General features: G+C 69.8%; 11 protein-coding genes and 2 pseudogenes. 9 read left to right on the forward strand and 4 right to left on the reverse strand.

Annotation, left to right across the window (positions count from 1 at the left end):
• Window positions 1–280: 280 nt before the first annotated feature.
• Both ACIQM0_RS09945 and ACIQM0_RS09950 read right to left on the reverse strand, forming a co-directional pair.
• Window positions 281–634, reverse strand: a pseudogene (locus ACIQM0_RS09945) (TetR-like C-terminal domain-containing protein); the annotation flags it as partial.
• Window positions 635–733: 99 nt separating this feature from the next.
• Window positions 734–1102, reverse strand: a complete 369-nt coding sequence (locus ACIQM0_RS09950; protein WP_401285368.1) for a VOC family protein — start codon at window positions 1100–1102, stop codon at window positions 734–736.
• 63 nt (window positions 1103–1165) lie between these two features.
• Here ACIQM0_RS09950 and ACIQM0_RS09955 point away from each other — a divergent pair, with 63 nt between their 5' ends.
• Complete coding sequence (locus tag ACIQM0_RS09955; RefSeq protein WP_401285370.1) at window positions 1166–1624, forward strand: MarR family winged helix-turn-helix transcriptional regulator; 459 nt, start codon at window positions 1166–1168, stop codon at window positions 1622–1624.
• Window positions 1625–1829: 205 nt separating this feature from the next.
• Here the strand turns inward: ACIQM0_RS09955 and ACIQM0_RS09960 are convergent, their stop codons facing one another.
• Complete coding sequence (locus ACIQM0_RS09960) at window positions 1830–2111, reverse strand: hypothetical protein (RefSeq protein WP_401285372.1); 282 nt, start codon at window positions 2109–2111, stop codon at window positions 1830–1832.
• Between the two features lie 403 nt (window positions 2112–2514).
• Here ACIQM0_RS09960 and ACIQM0_RS09965 point away from each other — a divergent pair, with 403 nt between their 5' ends.
• From ACIQM0_RS09965 to ACIQM0_RS09985, 5 genes and pseudogenes are all read left to right on the forward strand, one after another.
• Window positions 2515–7155, forward strand: a complete 4641-nt coding sequence (locus tag ACIQM0_RS09965) for a sacsin N-terminal ATP-binding-like domain-containing protein (RefSeq protein ID WP_401285374.1) — start codon at window positions 2515–2517, stop codon at window positions 7153–7155.
• 88 nt (window positions 7156–7243) lie between these two features.
• Window positions 7244–8497 (forward strand): glycosyltransferase family 4 protein, encoded by a 1254-nt coding sequence (locus tag ACIQM0_RS09970; RefSeq protein WP_401285376.1) that lies wholly within the window; start codon window positions 7244–7246, stop codon window positions 8495–8497.
• 20 nt (window positions 8498–8517) lie between these two features.
• Window positions 8518–9357, forward strand: coding sequence for a hypothetical protein (locus tag ACIQM0_RS09975; RefSeq protein ID WP_401285378.1), 840 nt, complete (start codon window positions 8518–8520; stop codon window positions 9355–9357).
• Window positions 9358–9672: 315 nt separating this feature from the next.
• Entirely contained in the window at window positions 9673–11043 is a 1371-nt protein-coding gene (locus ACIQM0_RS09980) for a DEAD/DEAH box helicase (protein WP_401285380.1), read from the forward strand.
• Between the two features lie 248 nt (window positions 11044–11291).
• Window positions 11292–11450, forward strand: a pseudogene (locus tag ACIQM0_RS09985) (protein kinase family protein); the annotation flags it as partial.
• 201 nt (window positions 11451–11651) lie between these two features.
• Here the strand turns inward: ACIQM0_RS09985 and ACIQM0_RS09990 are convergent.
• Window positions 11652–12257 carry a class I SAM-dependent methyltransferase gene (locus tag ACIQM0_RS09990; RefSeq protein ID WP_401285382.1) on the reverse strand — a complete coding sequence of 202 codons (606 nt, stop codon included), beginning with the start codon at window positions 12255–12257 and terminating at the stop codon, window positions 11652–11654.
• A 229-nt stretch (window positions 12258–12486) separates the two neighbouring features.
• Between ACIQM0_RS09990 and ACIQM0_RS09995 the strand changes: the two genes are divergently transcribed.
• The 3 genes from ACIQM0_RS09995 to ACIQM0_RS10005 all read left to right on the forward strand — a co-directional run bounded on the left by ACIQM0_RS09995 (window position 12487) and on the right by ACIQM0_RS10005 (window position 15508).
• Window positions 12487–13083, forward strand: a complete 597-nt coding sequence (locus tag ACIQM0_RS09995; RefSeq protein WP_401285383.1) for a hypothetical protein — start codon at window positions 12487–12489, stop codon at window positions 13081–13083.
• Between the two features lie 612 nt (window positions 13084–13695).
• Window positions 13696–14772: a recombinase RecA gene (gene recA, locus ACIQM0_RS10000; protein WP_401285385.1), complete on the forward strand. Its 1077-nt coding sequence runs from the start codon at window positions 13696–13698 to the stop codon at window positions 14770–14772.
• A 316-nt stretch (window positions 14773–15088) separates the two neighbouring features.
• The gene (locus ACIQM0_RS10005; RefSeq protein ID WP_401285387.1) at window positions 15089–15508 is read left to right on the forward strand and encodes an FKBP-type peptidyl-prolyl cis-trans isomerase; all 420 of its coding nucleotides are present in this window, start codon (window positions 15089–15091) and stop codon (window positions 15506–15508) included.
• Window positions 15509–15610: the final 102 nt, after the last annotated feature.

Raw genomic sequence — 15610 nt, forward strand, 5'->3', positions numbered from 1 at the left:
CGGGAAAGGGATTGAACCGCGGGCCAGTGGTACGGGGCAACAGCCTTCAACACGCAGAGCTTGACAGGGAACGACCACCACAAGGGCTGACCGATGTACTCGATGGGGGCCGCACTCGACCTCGATGTCGACCTGGCGCGCTCCGTCGTCGGCGAGCGGGCCCCGTACCGCGCCCGGAGCGCCCACTGCCCCGCCGGCGCGTGGCCGGGCAGCTTCGGCCCGAAGCCTCCAGGGCCGGCCCTCTGCCGGCCGTGTTCGTGCGGCTACGGTTAAACCGCTTTCACGGCGCCGGGTCCAGGCGCCGAAGGCCGGGGAAGGCGGCGGGGGTTGCCCAGCCGCGCAGTACGGCATCAATCGTTGACCGGAACGCGGTCTCGGCCGCGGTGCCGTCGAGACCGCCGGCGAGTTCGAGGGTCACGAGCCCGTGCAGGGCGACCCACAACGAGACGGCGATCAGCGTGGTGTCGCCCGCGAGGATCTGGTCCGCCACGGCACGGTCGATCGCCGCGACAAGCGGTCGCACCGGGTCTCGGTCGCCGACCCGGGTCGACGGCACGAAGGACTGTGCGCCCCCGAACAACACCGCGTACAGGTGGCGGTGTTCGCGTCCCCACTGGCGATACGCCACGGCCAGCGGTGGTGCCAGGAGCCAGTCAATGTCGCCCGAATTCTCGGGCCTCGGGCGCAACCGCGGTCTTCGGGGACCGGCGATCGTCCGATGGCGTTGGGCGTATCAGGCGCGGTCGTGGAGGGTGACCTGGTAGCCGTCGGGGTCGGCGAAGGCGAATGTCCGGCCGAAGGGGCCGTCAACCGGTGCGGAGACGATGGTGTGACCGTCGGCGACGAGAGCATCGTGGATGGCCTGGACGTCTGTGGCGTGGAGCCAGATCGCGGCACCGACGCCGGGCTGAGCAACGGATGCGAGATCGGTGCCGGGAACGACCTCGCGGAGTGCGAACGCGATCGGCTTCGTCTCGAAGACGACGGCGTGCGGAGGTCCGGCCTGCGAGCGGACGAGGCCGAGGTACTGCTCGTAGAACGCCTGCGAGGCGTCGAGGTCGCGCGCCTGGAGCGAAATGAAGTCGGGGCCGGTGGCGGGCATGATGATGCTCCTTCTCTTCGTGTCAGATTCCTGACACAGGCCAACGTATGTCAGAATACTGACATGAGTCAAAAAGGCGCCGGCGTCGACCTGGACAAATCACTGGGCTACCTGCTGAAAGAGGCTTCGAGCGCCTTGCGCTCAGCCATGGAGGAGGTGCTGCGGCCACTCGGAATGAGCGTGACGCACTACTCCTGCCTCGAGCTGCTGGCTCAACGGCCCGGCTTGTCGAACTCCGAGCTTGCGCGTGGCGCGTTCGTGACACGACAGTCGATGAACGTGCTGCTCCAGCACCTGGAACGAGAGGGCCACGTGACCAGGCCTGCGGAGGCGCCCGTCGGGAAGGCTCTTCCCGCGCGGCTCACGCCTCGCGGCCGACGGAGCCTGGAGAAGGCGACCGTAGCGGTCCGGTCCATCGAGGTCAGAATGCTGGCCGGTATGACCGAGTCCGAGCAGTCAGGCGCGTTCCGGATCCTGCAGAGCATGATTCATTCCCTGCGCGACAGCGACGACGGCGCATAGCTCGTTCCTCGACGTACGTCTCGCCGCACCCGGACAGGAGTGCAGCCGAGCGTGGAACTCCATGCGGGCGACCTCGAACCCGACGGCCCCCGTCCACACCCTCTTCCGCGAGGAACGCGGCCCCGGCGAATTACCTTGCCTTCCTCGGCCTCACCGCGCCCTGCCGGCACGAACAGCTACACGAACCGGCCCGGCGCACACGGCCTCATTCGGTCCCGACAGCATTCTGGATCAGGCGACTTGCCAGCGTCCGGCCGCGGCCGAGGGGATCCGGGGTCCGTCCTCGCTGCAGGCCGGCCATGGCTCCGTCGTACACGAGCAGTACGTCATCCGCCAGGGTGGCGGGATCGTCGGTGGCGACAGTCCCCGCGAGCCGGTTCAGCCGGGCGAGGAGGAGCGTGGACTCCGCCGTGATCACGGCGTGGACGGGGTGGTCGAGGTCGGGCAGTTCGGTGCACTGCCCTGGTGACGCGAATCGCTTCGTCACTGCCCTGGTGACGCGAATCAGTTCACCACTGCCCTCGGCGGCAGCATCGCCGACCCGAAGCGCTCTGGGCCCTCCGGTCCGCCGAGGCGCTCTACCAGGCCGGTCTGACAACCGAAGGGCGATCGGAATCAGTTTCCGCCGCATTCAGCACCCTGCCGGAGCGCGACGCCATCTGCCCCGCCGCGTGCACCTGCGGTACCGGCGCCGTCCAGCCGAACCGCACCGCACCCCATGGCACCCCACACACATGGCTGGATCACGCCCGCCCGATCATCGGGAACCGTCCCGGACCCCAGGCTGGTCGACATCACAAGGCACCAAGGGGAGGGGTACGGGCGTGGACGCTCTCGCGGCGGCGGTACACACACTTCTGGAAGATCCGGACGCGGCCACGGAAGTAGAGGTGACGACTCCGGAAGAAGCGGCACGCGCCGTCGGGCTCCTCGACCAAGGGCTGCGCAGCGGCCGCGGGGTCCACCGCAAGATGGCCGAGGGCGCGCTGCACGGCGCCAAGACACTCTCGACCGACCGGCTCCAGGTCCTCTCCGAGTTCGTCCAGAACTCCGACGACGCGGGAGCCCGACAGCTCCGCATCCTGCTGCGGTCCGACGACATTCTGGTCGCCCACGACGGAGCCGGGCTGCGCCTGACCGATCTCCTCCCGCTCGGCATGCCCTGGCTCACCGGCAAGACGGCCGACGCCGAAGCCACCGGCAGGTTCGGCATCGGACTGTCCACGCTCAGGGCCCTCACCACGGAGTGGGAGGTGCACTGCCACCCCTTCCACGTGCGCTTCTCCGGTACCGATCTCGAACCCGCGGCGCCGCCGGAACTCCCCCACGGGATCTCCGGACCCGAGTGGACCGTCTTCCGCATCCCGCTGGCCCCCGGCACGCTGACCGCGGCCCAGCTCCTTGAATGGTTCGCGGACTGGAACGACGCTTCCCTGCTCTTCCTGCGTCACCTCCGCGGCCTCGATGTGACGGCGGGCGAACACAGCACCGTACTGACCCTGTCCTGGGAGGACGTGACACAGCGTCGGCTTCTGATCGAGGGCGTCGAGCACGAGGTGAGTGTGCAGCACGCCCGGGCGACCGACGGAGCGCTGTGGCGTGTGTACACGGCGCAGGTGGCACCGCACCCCGACTGGGAACGGAGCCACAAGGCGCTGGGTTCCGTCGTGCCCGTGGGCATCGCGCTCCCCCTGGAGCGCGGGGCGAGCGGCAGCGTCCATGCCGGCCTGCCCGTCGCCCCGTTGGACGTGGCGGCCCGCGTCCACACTCAGTTCGACCCCGTCGCCAGCCGCGAGGGTTTCGCCGGCAGCCGCCTCAACGCGCAGCTCGTCCCCGTGATCGCCGACCTGTGGGCAGCCTGCGTGCGCGACGTCCTGGAGAGGGTGGATCACACAGCGTGGCACCTCATTCCGCTTCCCCGCCCGTCGGGCTCCGCGCCGGCCAACCTGCTCCAGGACCGGATCCGCACCGAACTGGTCACCCGCGCGAGACAGTTGCTCGCCGCCGAGCTGGCCTTCCCGGTCGCGGAGGGTGGCACCCAGGCCCCGCTGGCCGATTTCGCGGTCGAGGAGGCGCCGCTGTCGGGGGTCCTCGATGACACCGACATCGCCCGGCTGGGCAAAGCCCCGTACGCACTGCCTGCCGCCGTCCGCGACAGCGGGGGCCGCTGGCGGCAGGTCCTCGCGGACTGGCGTGCGGCGGGTGCCGCGGATCTGTGCGCCGAGGTGCGGGTCACGGACGCGCTCAGCCTGTTCTCCGACGACGGGTGGCAGGAGGTCCCGCGGCTCGTACGGCTCGCCGCGGTCGCACTCGACGCGGGCCACGAGTCCGTGCTCGCAGGCCGGCGTTGCCTGGTCACCGCCGACGGCCGCCGGCTTCGGCCGCAGCCCTCGGAGAACGTGTTCGCCGACGCGTCCGGCGAGGCCACGGGCCCCTTGGACGTACTGGGCGCGGTCATGGACCTGGATCCCGCCTACGCGGAGGACAACGCCTGGGCGAAGACCGTCACCGCATGGCTGCAGCGGCGGAACTGCCTGGTGCGCCGCGAAGACACGGCAGCCGTACTGAAGATCGTCGCACGGCGCGGAAGAGCCGGCGGGCGACTTCCCGACGGCGACGAGGCGGCGGAGGCCGCCCGGCTTGTCGCCCTGCAGCAGGCGCTCGGCGAGCTGCCCAAGAAGCTGCGCGACCCGCTCGGTCCGGGCATCGGACGGGCCGTCCTCCTCAACGGCTTCGCCTACGACAAGGACGGGACCGAGCAGTCCCACCGCGTGAGGCCCAACGCCGCTTATGTTCCCCAGGCGTTGGAGACCGCTGACGGAGACCGGTTCGAGGTCGCGGCACGTCGGACTCCCGGTCTCATCTGGGTGCGCCGCTCCTACGCGCGATCACTGCTCTCCGCCGCCCAGGCAGGCGGTCTGAGCCAGACGGCGTTCCTGCGGCTGCTGGGCGTGGCGGACGCTCCCCGGCTCACTCCGGCGCACGAGGCCCTTTACCCGGGCTACACCAAGACGTACCCGGGCGATCTCCGTCACGGCCTCGCACGGAACTGCACGTGGTCCGTCACGGACCGGCGGATGGAGATGATGTCCAAGGGAGCCGACCACACCCTGGACGACCTGACCAGCAACGACCTCGTCGCCGTGGTCAAGAACATCGCGGCCGAGAAGGACGTGACCGAGCGACGACGCCGCACAGCCGCCCTGCTGCGCACCCTCACCACGCCGCTGGCCAGTTCGGAGCAGTCCGTCGTCCCGATGGCCAAGGGCCACTACAAGTGGAACGTCATGGGTGAGACGGCGGCCATCTGGGTGTGGCGGCTCCGGGAGACCGCCTGGCTGGAGGACAGCCGGGGCCGGCTCCGCCCGCCGACCGAACTCACCCTGCGCACACCGGATACGGAGGCCTTGTACGGGCCGGAAGATCCCGGATATCTGCACCCGGCGATCCACAAAGCCCTGGCCACCCGCACGGAGGCCCTCACCACTCTCGGTGTCTGCGGCGATCCCGACGTCCCGCGCCTGATGGAACGGCTGCGTGAACTCCGGGACCGTGAGGCCGACGACACCGCCGATACCGATGTTCACACCGGTACGGGCGTGCCGGACAGCCTGAGGGCGGAGGCGCTGCTGGTCTATCAGTCCCTGGCGCGGAGTCTGACTCACCGTTCGGGAGAGGCGACCCAGACGGCGGTGGAGAAGCAGATCCGTCAGGAGTTCCGGTACCAGGGACTCGTCCTGACCGACCAGGGCTGGCTGGGGACCGGCGAGTGTTTCCGGGGACCTGCGATCCTGAGGGGCTTCCGTCCCTTCACTCTGACCGGGGCGGACGTCGACCCGCTGTGGCGGGTACTGGGCATCCCCGAACCCGGGCTCGATGACCTCATCGAGGTGCTGAAGGAGATCTCCGGGACGGGTACGGCCCCCGACGCCGAGCGCGAAAGGGTCATGCTGGAGGCTCTGCGCAGCCTGCGGGACGTGATCTCCTGCGACGACAAGCCGATGTCGCCGGGGCTCCAGAGCAGGCTGAGGAGTCTGCCGCTGTGGACCACGGCCGGCTGGGTCAAGGGCAAGGGCCGATCGGTGTTCGCCGTGGCCGACTCCGGGGTTGATCGGGTGCTGACGGACCGGCTGCCGCTGTGGAGGCCGGGAGGGAACGTGCAGCAGTTCGCGGCGCTGTTCGGGCGGCTGCGCGTCACACCCCTGGACGTCGCGGGCGCCCAGGTCGCGTACGAGACCGGAGGCGGCTGCGTGGACGGGGCTGCGGGAGCCGCCCTGGACCAGCCGGTCGACGCGAGCCTCACGGAGGACTTCCGGCGGGGAGTCGCCGCGCTCCAGGACCTTCTGGTGCGCGACGAGCCCGGGACGGCCGAGGCCTTCACCGGCTGGAACTGGCTGGCGGGCCTGGAGGTCCGGCTGCTCCCTGGCCTGCGGATCCGCCTCGATCCAGGAGAGACGTACGAGCTCATCGAGCTCCCCGTCGACGCGCAGATCGATCGCGGCCGCAACACACTGTTCCTGCGCTCGCACACGGCACTGACCACCAAGACGGGCGCGGGCGCGGCCATCGCCGCCCACTTCGCGCAAGAGCGGTCGCGGGTGGGCCACGGCTGGCGGGACGTCTGGGAGGAACGCCTGGTGGAGGCGGGGGCAGGAACCGCGCTCACATCGGCGGGCCAGCGGGACCGCGAGGAACGACAGCGGCTCGCCGAAGAACTGCACCGGCGGGCACAACGGGCTCCCGCCGCGCCGATGCCGACCGGGAAGCCGGCCCCTCAGCGAGGCACGGGCACGGGTCCGGCTGCGCCCGTCGGCCCGACCGGCACCATCCCGGCCCCCCGCAACGGTTCAGCTCCCGCGCCCGGAAGCCCCGGGACGGTGACCGGGTCCGGCCCCGGCTCCGGCACCCGGCCCGGCCCGCAGCACACGCCGGTCGCCCGCCCCCTGGTGGACGCGGTCCACTTCGACGTACTGCCCGGCAAGGTCACCCGCACGGGAACCCCGTCCACACCGGGCGGCGCCCCTGCCCGTACGCCGGGGACGCCGGGGTCTTCTCCCCGCCCGCCCGGAATCCCACTCCCCCGGCCCAGGACCGGAGGAGCCCCGCCGCGCAACCAGGCCTCACCGCTCGGCTACGCCGACCACCACAAGGAGGAGCTCGTCATCCAGGCGCTCCGCCGGATCCTCCAGGACCAGGGTGTCGAGCTGGACGACCAGCGGGGTGCGTCGGGGATGGGCGCCGACGCATATGACTCGACCGGGCGCTATTACGAGATCAAGGCCCACGGACGTGCTGTCCCGGGCGAGTTGACCCTGACGCGTACGGAGTTCGTCCGGGCCTGGTCCGAGGGCGAGAACTACACGCTCGTGATCGCCTCACACCTGGAGAAGGGCGCCGGCAAGCCGACCCTCCGCCTGGTGAACGACCCCGTGCACCGCTTCGAGGTCGAACCCCCCACGGATGTCCGTCTCAAGGGCGTGCGGGACCTGTCGGTGGAGTCGACCGTGTACGAGTGGCCCGGCACCGAGTAGTACCCCGCCTCACCCCGGGTCCGCAGGCTCGTCCCTGCGGACCCGGGGCGCAGGCAACCATCCGTAGCTGCCGACTGTCAGGTACGGCATGAAGATCTCTTTCCTTTTACACAACGCATATGGGATAGGAGGGACGATCGCTACTACGTTCAACTTGGCCCGAGCGCTGGCCGATCGGCACGACGTGGAGATCATCTCGGCTCTCCGGAACCGGGAACAGCCCCGCCTCACACCCGATCCGCGCGTGCGGCTGCGGCCCCTGGTGGATCTGCGGCACGAACAGAACGACCCGCGGCATCTGACACCGGCGAAGATCTTTCCCTCGTCCGAGTACCGCTACCGCGAGTACAGCGCGCTCACCGACGAGCGCATCGGCGAGGCACTGGCATCGCTCGACGCCGATGTCGTCGTGGGTACCCGCCCCGGCCTCAACGTCCACCTGGCTCTCCAGGCCCCCGCGCGGACTGTGCGGGTCGGACAGGAGCACCTCACGCTCGACAACCACCCGCCGCGGCTGCGCAACGCGCTGCGCCGGGTCTATCCGCGCCTGGACGCGATCACCCCCGTCACGGAGGCCGACGCCGCCGTCTACCGGCGCAAGATGCGGCTGCCGGGCGTGCGGGTGCAGGCGCTGCCCAACAGTGTCCCGGCCCCGACCCTCCCGCCGGCGGACGGCCGCGAGCGCGTCGTGGTCGCCGCCGGACGGCTGGTGCCGGTGAAGCGGTTCGACCTGCTGATCGAGGCCTTCGCCGCGGTCGCCGCGGAGTATCCCGCATGGCAGTTGCGCATCTACGGCAAGGGCGAGGAGCAGGAGCGGCTGCGTGGGCTCATCGACCAGCTGGGGCTGTACAACAATGTCTTCCTGATGGGCCCCGTGACCCCGATGGAAGCCGAGTGGGTCAAGGGCTCGGTCGGGGCGGCGACATCCGATTTCGAGCCCTTCGGCATGACCATCGTCGAGGCGATGCGCTGCGGGCTGCCGGTCGTGAGCACCGACTGTGCGTACGGCCCCGGCGAGATCATCACCCCTGGCGAGGACGGCCGGCTGGTTCCCGTCGGAGACCGGGACGCGCTGGCCGGCGCCCTGCTGGACCTCGTGGGCGACGGCGAACTGCGCCGGCGCATGGGGCGCACCGCGCTGGAGAACTCCCGGCGTTACGCACCCGCCCCCGTCGTGGCCCAGGCCGAGCGGTTGTTCGAGGAACTCCTGGCGGCCCGGAGTGACGGCCGGCCGGCGCGCGGGACGGACCATGCCTTGGTGAGCGGCGGTTACGCGGCCAGGGACACCATGCTCGTCGCGGCAGGCAATGTCGTGAGGGTCGCACGGAAGGCGCGGCGATGAGTGGCAACGACTGCGTCGGAATGAGTGGACAGGTAGCGAAGCCCCGCGGGGAGATGACGGTGGAGGAGGAAGGGCGGTTGGTCGTGCGCGTACGGCTGCCGCTGCCCGCCCCGGCCCGTCCCCGGCTGCTGCTTCAGCTGCGCCCGAAGAAGGGGGAGCCGGAGGAGACCGGCCGCCACGTCGAGCTGGAGCCCGCGGGGAAGGACCAGTGGCAGGGCGTACTGGAGGCGGCCCCGGCTCTTGAGGAAGGCCGCTGGGATGCCTACGTCGTGGGCGTACCGGGCGAGGAGCGCACACCTCTGCTGCCCGGTCTGCGTGATCTGCGCGCGCTGGTGTCCGGCGGGGGCGACGGCCGGACAGCGCCGGTGGCGGTCCGGATCCCGTACGCCACCAAGGACGGCCGGCTCGCCGTACGGGCCTGGTGGCGGGCCATGCACGCGGAGGCCGGCCGGATCGTCCTCGCGGGTGACTCGATGACCGTGACGGCGCGGCTGTTCGGCGCCCGGCTGGGCGAGGGCGCGGCGGTGTCGCTGCACAGACGGGGGCAGGGCACCGCCGTACGGCAGGTCGCACTCCGGGCCGAGGGCGACCAGGACTTCTCGTTCACCGTTGACTACGGGGAGCTCGTGGCGGACGGCGGAGGGCCGGGAGCAGGGAAGGCGCCGGTGGTCTGGGACGTGTACGTCCAGCCGGCCACCGGCGCGCCGCGGATCCGGGTGGCCCGGCTGCTGGATGACATCGCGGACCGCAAGGCGGTCTTCGTCTACCCGGCCACCGTGCTCGGCGGGGTATCGGCGCGTCCGTACTACACGTTCGACAACGACCTCTCCGTGGAGGTCGGACCGCACCGCGCGCGGTGAACGAAGGCGAAGCCGGCCTTCCCCTCACTGCGCACGGAGGCGGAAGAGCACCCATACCCACATAGCGGGGCACACCCGCATGGTCTTGCCGGGTGTGACGACGGCACGGTGCTCGATGTCGATTCCTCGCAGGTCGGGTCCGGTGCGAGCGCTGTCCCTGGCCGAGGTCGGCGACGGCAGCGGGCGTGCGGACGCGACCGGAGTGTGCCGGTGCCCTCGCTGGTAAACTGAAGTCACGCTTCGAGAATGTTGGGGCCCGTGCCGTGGGGTACGGGCCCCGGCGCGTTCCGGGCGCCAGACCGAGGAAGGTGCCCGATGAACGCGAAGCCGCCGGCCCCGAAGGGCGAACTCACAACGCCGCAGTCGGCTGCCCCTGGCCTGCCGCCGGTCGATTCCTTCGACGCGCTCGGACTCCCGCCGCAACTTACGGTGACGATGACCGGCCTCGGCGTGACGGAGCCCTTCCCGATCCAGGCGGCGACCCTGCCCAACGCGTTGGCCGGCCGTGATGTCCTCGGCCGCGCGCGAACCGGCTCCGGCAAGACGCTTGCCTTCGGACTCGCGCTGCTGGCTCGGACGGCAGGCAGGCAGGCGGAGTCGAAGCGGCCGCTCGCCCTGGTCCTGGTGCCGACCCGTGAGCTCGCGCAGCAGGTGAGCGACGCGCTGGCCCCGTACGCGCAGGCGCTGAACGTACGGCTGGCGACGGTGGTCGGAGGGCTGGCGATCAACCGGCAGGCGGCGCTGCTGCGGACCGGCGCCGAAGTGGTCATCGCGACGCCGGGACGCCTCGCCGACCTGGTGTCGCGCCGGTTCTGCGATCTGCAGCAGGTGCGGATCACCGTGCTGGACGAGGCGGACCAGATGTGCGACCTGGGGTTCCTGCCGCAGGTCTCGGAAATCCTGGACCAGGTCCGCCCCGACGGACAACGGCTGCTGTTCTCGGCCACGCTCGACCGCAATGTCGACCAGTTGGTGCGCGACTACCTGCACGAGCCGGTAGTCGCCTCGCTCGACCGGGTGGCGGGCTCGGTCGCCACGATGGAACACCACGTGCTGAACATCCACCCCGCCGACAAGTACGCGACCGCGACCGAGATCGCCGCGCGGGACGGCCGGGTCCTGATGTTCCTGGACACCAAGGCCGGTGTGGACCAGTTCACCCGGCACCTGCGGGCCAGCGGCGTACGGGCCGGCGCCCTGCACAGCGGGAAGTCGCAGCCGCAGCGCACGCACACGCTCGCGCAGTTCAAGAACGGCGAGATCACCGTGCTGGTAGCCACCAATGTCGCGGCGCGCGGCATTCACATCGAGGCGCTCGACCTCGTCGTCAACGTCGATCCGCCGGCCGACGCGAAGGACTACCTGCACCGTGGGGGGCGTACGGCTCGTGCCGGGGAGTCCGGGAACGTGGTCACGCTGGTCACCCCGAACCAGCGGCGAGACGTGAACCGGATCATGACCGACGCCCGGATCCGGCCGACTGTCACCCAGGTGCGCTCCGGCGAGGAGAAGCTGACCGCCATCACCGGGGCGAAGCGTCCGCCCATCGAAGGGAAGGGCAGCGGCAACGTCGCCTTCCGTGGCATGGGCACTCGTCCGGGCCGCCCCAAGGAGTCCCGCAGAACGGCCGACGCCCGCAAGACGGCGGAAGCACGCGCGGCGGCCCGCGTACGCAAGGGCCGCTGACCCGGACTGACTTACCGGAAGAGGACCGAGCGCCTCCGAGGCTGCCGCCCGCCCGAGCAGACCGGATCCGAGCCGCTCAGCAGTGGTGGTCTGCCGGGGCGTCGTGTTCGCCCGACCTTGTTGTCGATCTGCACGTGCAGTGCGGCCAAAGGGTGTTCGGATCCGTGTGCACAAACGGGTCCTGGATGCCCTTCGCCCGTACCGGGGAGTGAACCGCAGGGCAGGGCTGTGCGTCGCGTGGTGCGCGTCTGGCGGCCTACAGCGCCGTCTCCACATCGCTGGCGCTGTGCAGTGATCGCGAACTGCGCGACCTTGTGGATACGGCTGCGCCGATGGGTTCCGGCATCGGCGGGACCACAGCGTTGCTGGAGGTCGGCGGAACCCCCGTCTTCGTCAAGCGGCTGCCGCACCCCGGGCAGGCGCTGCCCGAGGAACTGGCCGACGTGGAGAAAGCTGTCGCCTACTGGGCTGAAAGGTCAAGGCCCTGGCCTGCCAACTGCCCGCCGAGACCTGCGCCCCGCTGTCGCGCTGGTCGTGCCCAAAACGGGCAGGCGAGGTCGTCGCCAGCCTGTCTGGTGGACGAGGTGATCAAGACCTCCGGTACGCGCTCACCGGCGGTGGACGCTGACGGCATAGCCGCCGCCGTCGTAAGGGTCGGCATCCCAGGTGGCGAAGCGGTCGACGAGGGTCAGGCCGGCCGCAGAGCAGGAGTCGTCGTAGTCCGCCAGTGTGAGGTTGGGCGGCACCGGCAGGTGGGCTTCGTCCAGGCCGAAGCCGGCGACGAGCAGGCCACCGGGGCGCAGGGCCGCGGACAGGTGCTTCACCACCGTCGTCTCGGTACCGGGGGCGAGCAACGGGAAGATATTGCCCGCAGCGACGACGAGGTCGAAGCCTCCCGCAATGCCGAGCAGGGCCGGCTCGAACTCGGCCAGATCGACCTGGAACCAGGGCAGTCCGGGCGACTGCTTGCGCGCCACCGCCAGCATCGACGCGTCAAGGTCCACCCCGACGCAGTCGTACCCGAGTTCCGCGAGTCGGATCATGACGCGTCCGGTACCGCACCCGGCATCCAGCACCCGCGCTCCGACAGGCACGAGCGCTGCGCAGAACCGCGCCTCACCGTGCACGTTCTTGCCACTACGGGCCAGGGTCTCGAATCGTGCGGCGTAGTCTTCCCCGGACGCTTTCCCGGCCATATCCGTCCAGCGACTCATAAGGCCAATCATAGGGTGCGCGTGTGGCCATGCGAAGAAGTGGCTGGACTCAGGGCGCTCCCCTCCGGTCCGAGCGGGAGCATCCGGCGCAACAAGCTCGTTCACGTCCCAGGACTTGTTCCGCGCCCGAATCACGAGGGTGGTCGGCAGTCTCCGGCGTACTCAGCCTCTTGTCAGACACCGCTGTTACGTTGAGGTGAGGATCTTGCCTCGACCCTGGAGAGGGCGCATGTACGACGAACGGCTCGCTGAGTTCTCCCGCGCGCGACTGGACGGCCGTCCGATACCCGACGATCTGCGCGTGCTGCTGGTGGCGCAGTGGGAAGGCCGCACCGACTTCGCCCGCCTTCTCCACCTCGAATTCTTCGAAGCGGGAGAGGACCACCCGCTCCTGGACACCAGCTATCTGAGCGAGAAGGAACTCGCGGACCCGGAGTTGCAGGCCGTCAACGCCGCAGCCGCGGAGATGGCCACGTACGTCAAGCTCGTGGCGAAGGGCGGAAAGGGGTGGATCGGCTACTGGCTGCACCCCGACGAGCCCACGGACCGTGCCTGGCACCTCATAGAGCTGGACACCGAGTTCACCTTCTGGAGCCTGGTCGGCCTCACGCTGACCGAGGGGGCCGCTGCCGAACAGGCGAGCTACCAGGATGAGCCCGACGAGCGAATCGCGTTCACACAACTCGCCGCCGAACTCGCCGCGCTCGGCCTGCCGCTGAGCACCCAGGACTACGACGCCCTCGATGACACCGAGTACAGGGTGGACCCGGAGAAACTCATGGAGGAGCTGGTCGAAGCCGAACACGCGAAGCGCGGTCCTCGCTGAGCGGGAAGACGCCGGGGCCCCGGGTGCCACAACGGGGAGTGGTTGCTCTATTCGCCGCCGCCGGTCATGAAGTATCTCGTTCGTCGGCCGAGGAGGCGAGCGGGCGACACGACGCGACGCGACGCGAAATTATGGCCTGCTAAATCCCATCAACTACTTGGTCTGTTTGGAGTCGTCATGATGTGGCGGGGTGGAGAACCCTGCTGATCGCGCTCCGTTTCATCCGCCTACGCCGCACTCGTTGCGACCTCAGGCGCCGCATCACTGTGCGCATAATCCGCTTTCCGCAGCCGGTTCTACGCCAGCTGTCCCGCAGGACTCGCCGGCCATCCATACATCACCACAGCCACGGACGGGGCCGAACCGCGAGCTTGGAAGCAGTGACGACATTTGCCCCACCCTGATCAGCTGATGGGAAGCGGGCGGGGGCAACCTGTGTCCGGATCGGTCCAGCGCGCGCGCCCCGTCCCGCTTCCCTCCGTTTGGTACCTTTCACTGGACACGTAAATCGATCGGATGTTCGTTTTTGGATCTCCGACAGTCCGTTGTCGGCAGCAGACGCCCACGTTCTCCGACGTGCGGCGGGCCACTCAATCGGACCGGGTGAAGCTCATGGCAGGAACCGACCACGAGAAGGCGCTGGACACCGCGCTCGCACAGATCGAGCGGAAGTTCGGCAAGGGCGCGGTCATGCGCCTCGGCGAGCGGACCAACGAGCCCATCGAGGTGATCCCGACCGGGTCTACCGCGCTGGACGTGGCACTCGGTGTGGGCGGTCTGCCGCGCGGCCGCGTGGTGGAGGTGTACGGACCGGAGTCCTCCGGTAAGACGACGCTGACGTTGCACGCAGTAGCGAACGCACAGAAGGCCGGCGGCACGGTGGCCTTCGTCGACGCCGAGCACGCTCTGGACCCGGAGTACGCCAAAAAGCTCGGCGTCGACACCGACAACCTCATCCTGTCCCAGCCGGACAACGGTGAACAGGCGCTGGAGATCGTCGACATCCTGATCCGCTCCGGCGCGATCGACTTGATCGTGATCGACTCCGTCGCGGCCCTGGTCCCACGTGCCGAGATCGAGGGCGCCATGGGTGACTCCCACATGGGTCTGCAGGCCCGTCTGATGAGCCAGGCGCTCCGTAAGATCACCAGTGCGCTCAGCCAGACGAGGACAACGGCGATCTTCATCAACCAGCTGCGCGAGAAGATCGGGGTGATGTTCGGCTCGCCGGAAACCACGACCGGTGGCCGGGCGCTGAAGTTCTACGCCTCGGTGCGCCTCGACATCCGACGGATCGAGACGCTCAAGGACGGCACCGACGCGATCGGCAACCGCACCCGCGTCAAGGTCGTCAAGAACAAGGTCGCACCGCCCTTCAAGCAGGCGGAGTTCGACATCCTCTACGGCCAGGGGATCAGCCGTGAGGGCGGGCTGATCGACATGGGCGTGGACAACGGCTTCGTGCGCAAGGCCGGCGCCTGGTACACGTACGAGGGCGACCAGCTCGGCCAGGGCAAGGAGAACGCCCGCACCTTCCTCAAGGACAACCCCGACCTCACCAACGAGATCGAGAAGAAGATCCTCGAGAAGCTCGGAATCGGGGTACAGCCGAAGCCCGCGGTCGCCGAGGACACGGGCACCGTCCCTGTCCCTGATGCCGCCGGGGCCTCGGCGGGAAACGCCGCCTGACACGTGCGGGCGCGGCCCGGCCGGAGGTCAGGATCCCGACGCGTTCAGCATCGCGACGCGCTCGGGGGGCACGGGTCAGTTGCGCGTCCCGCGCGAGCATTGTCGAGGTCCGCGTCCACCGAACTCCGTCGAGACAACTGCCCCGCTACCTGGTCGTGCCCTCCACTCGATGTGTCATCGGATGCGAGAGCCGTGTTCCGTGGCACAGGGCCTCGGGGCGTGGGCACTGCCGGTAGCGTGATCGTCTGCCGCATGGAATGTCCATGTGTCCGGTCGGCCCGTGCGGCGGATTCCGGTGGCGAGCGATGGGACCGTGATGAGCGAACTGACGAAGCCCAGAATTGAGGTTCTGGAGGGTGACGCGCCCACCGAGCTGACGATCCGGGACCTCGTGGTTGGGGACGGACCCGAGGCGCAGCCGGGCAGGGTCGTCCAGGTTCACTACGTAGGGGTCACGTTCGCGTCCGGAAGGGAGTTCGACTCCTCCTGGGAGCGGGACCGGCCGTTCAAGTTCGCCGTCGGCGGTGGCAGGGTCATCAAGGGCTGGGACCGGGGAGTGAGGGGAATGAGGGTGGGCGGCCGACGCGAGATCATCGTTCCGCCGCGTCTCGGTTACGGCAAGCAGTCGCCCTCTGCGTTGATCCCGGCGGGCTCGACGCTGATCTTCGTCGTGGATCTGCTCACGGTCGCGGGCGGGCCCGCCGGGGCGAGGCCAGGCTTGACCGGCTCGGCCTGAACCCGGCGCTCCTGAGGGGCCGGGGCGATCACTTGTTCTTCGACCCGCTTGGGGAGTGCGAGCGGGCCCGGGATACGGTCCCGGACCCCGCCTGCCCCGGCC

The organism is Streptomyces sp. NPDC091387 (genome assembly GCF_044756945.1).
Taxonomy (GTDB): Bacteria; Actinomycetota; Actinomycetes; order Streptomycetales; family Streptomycetaceae; genus Streptomyces.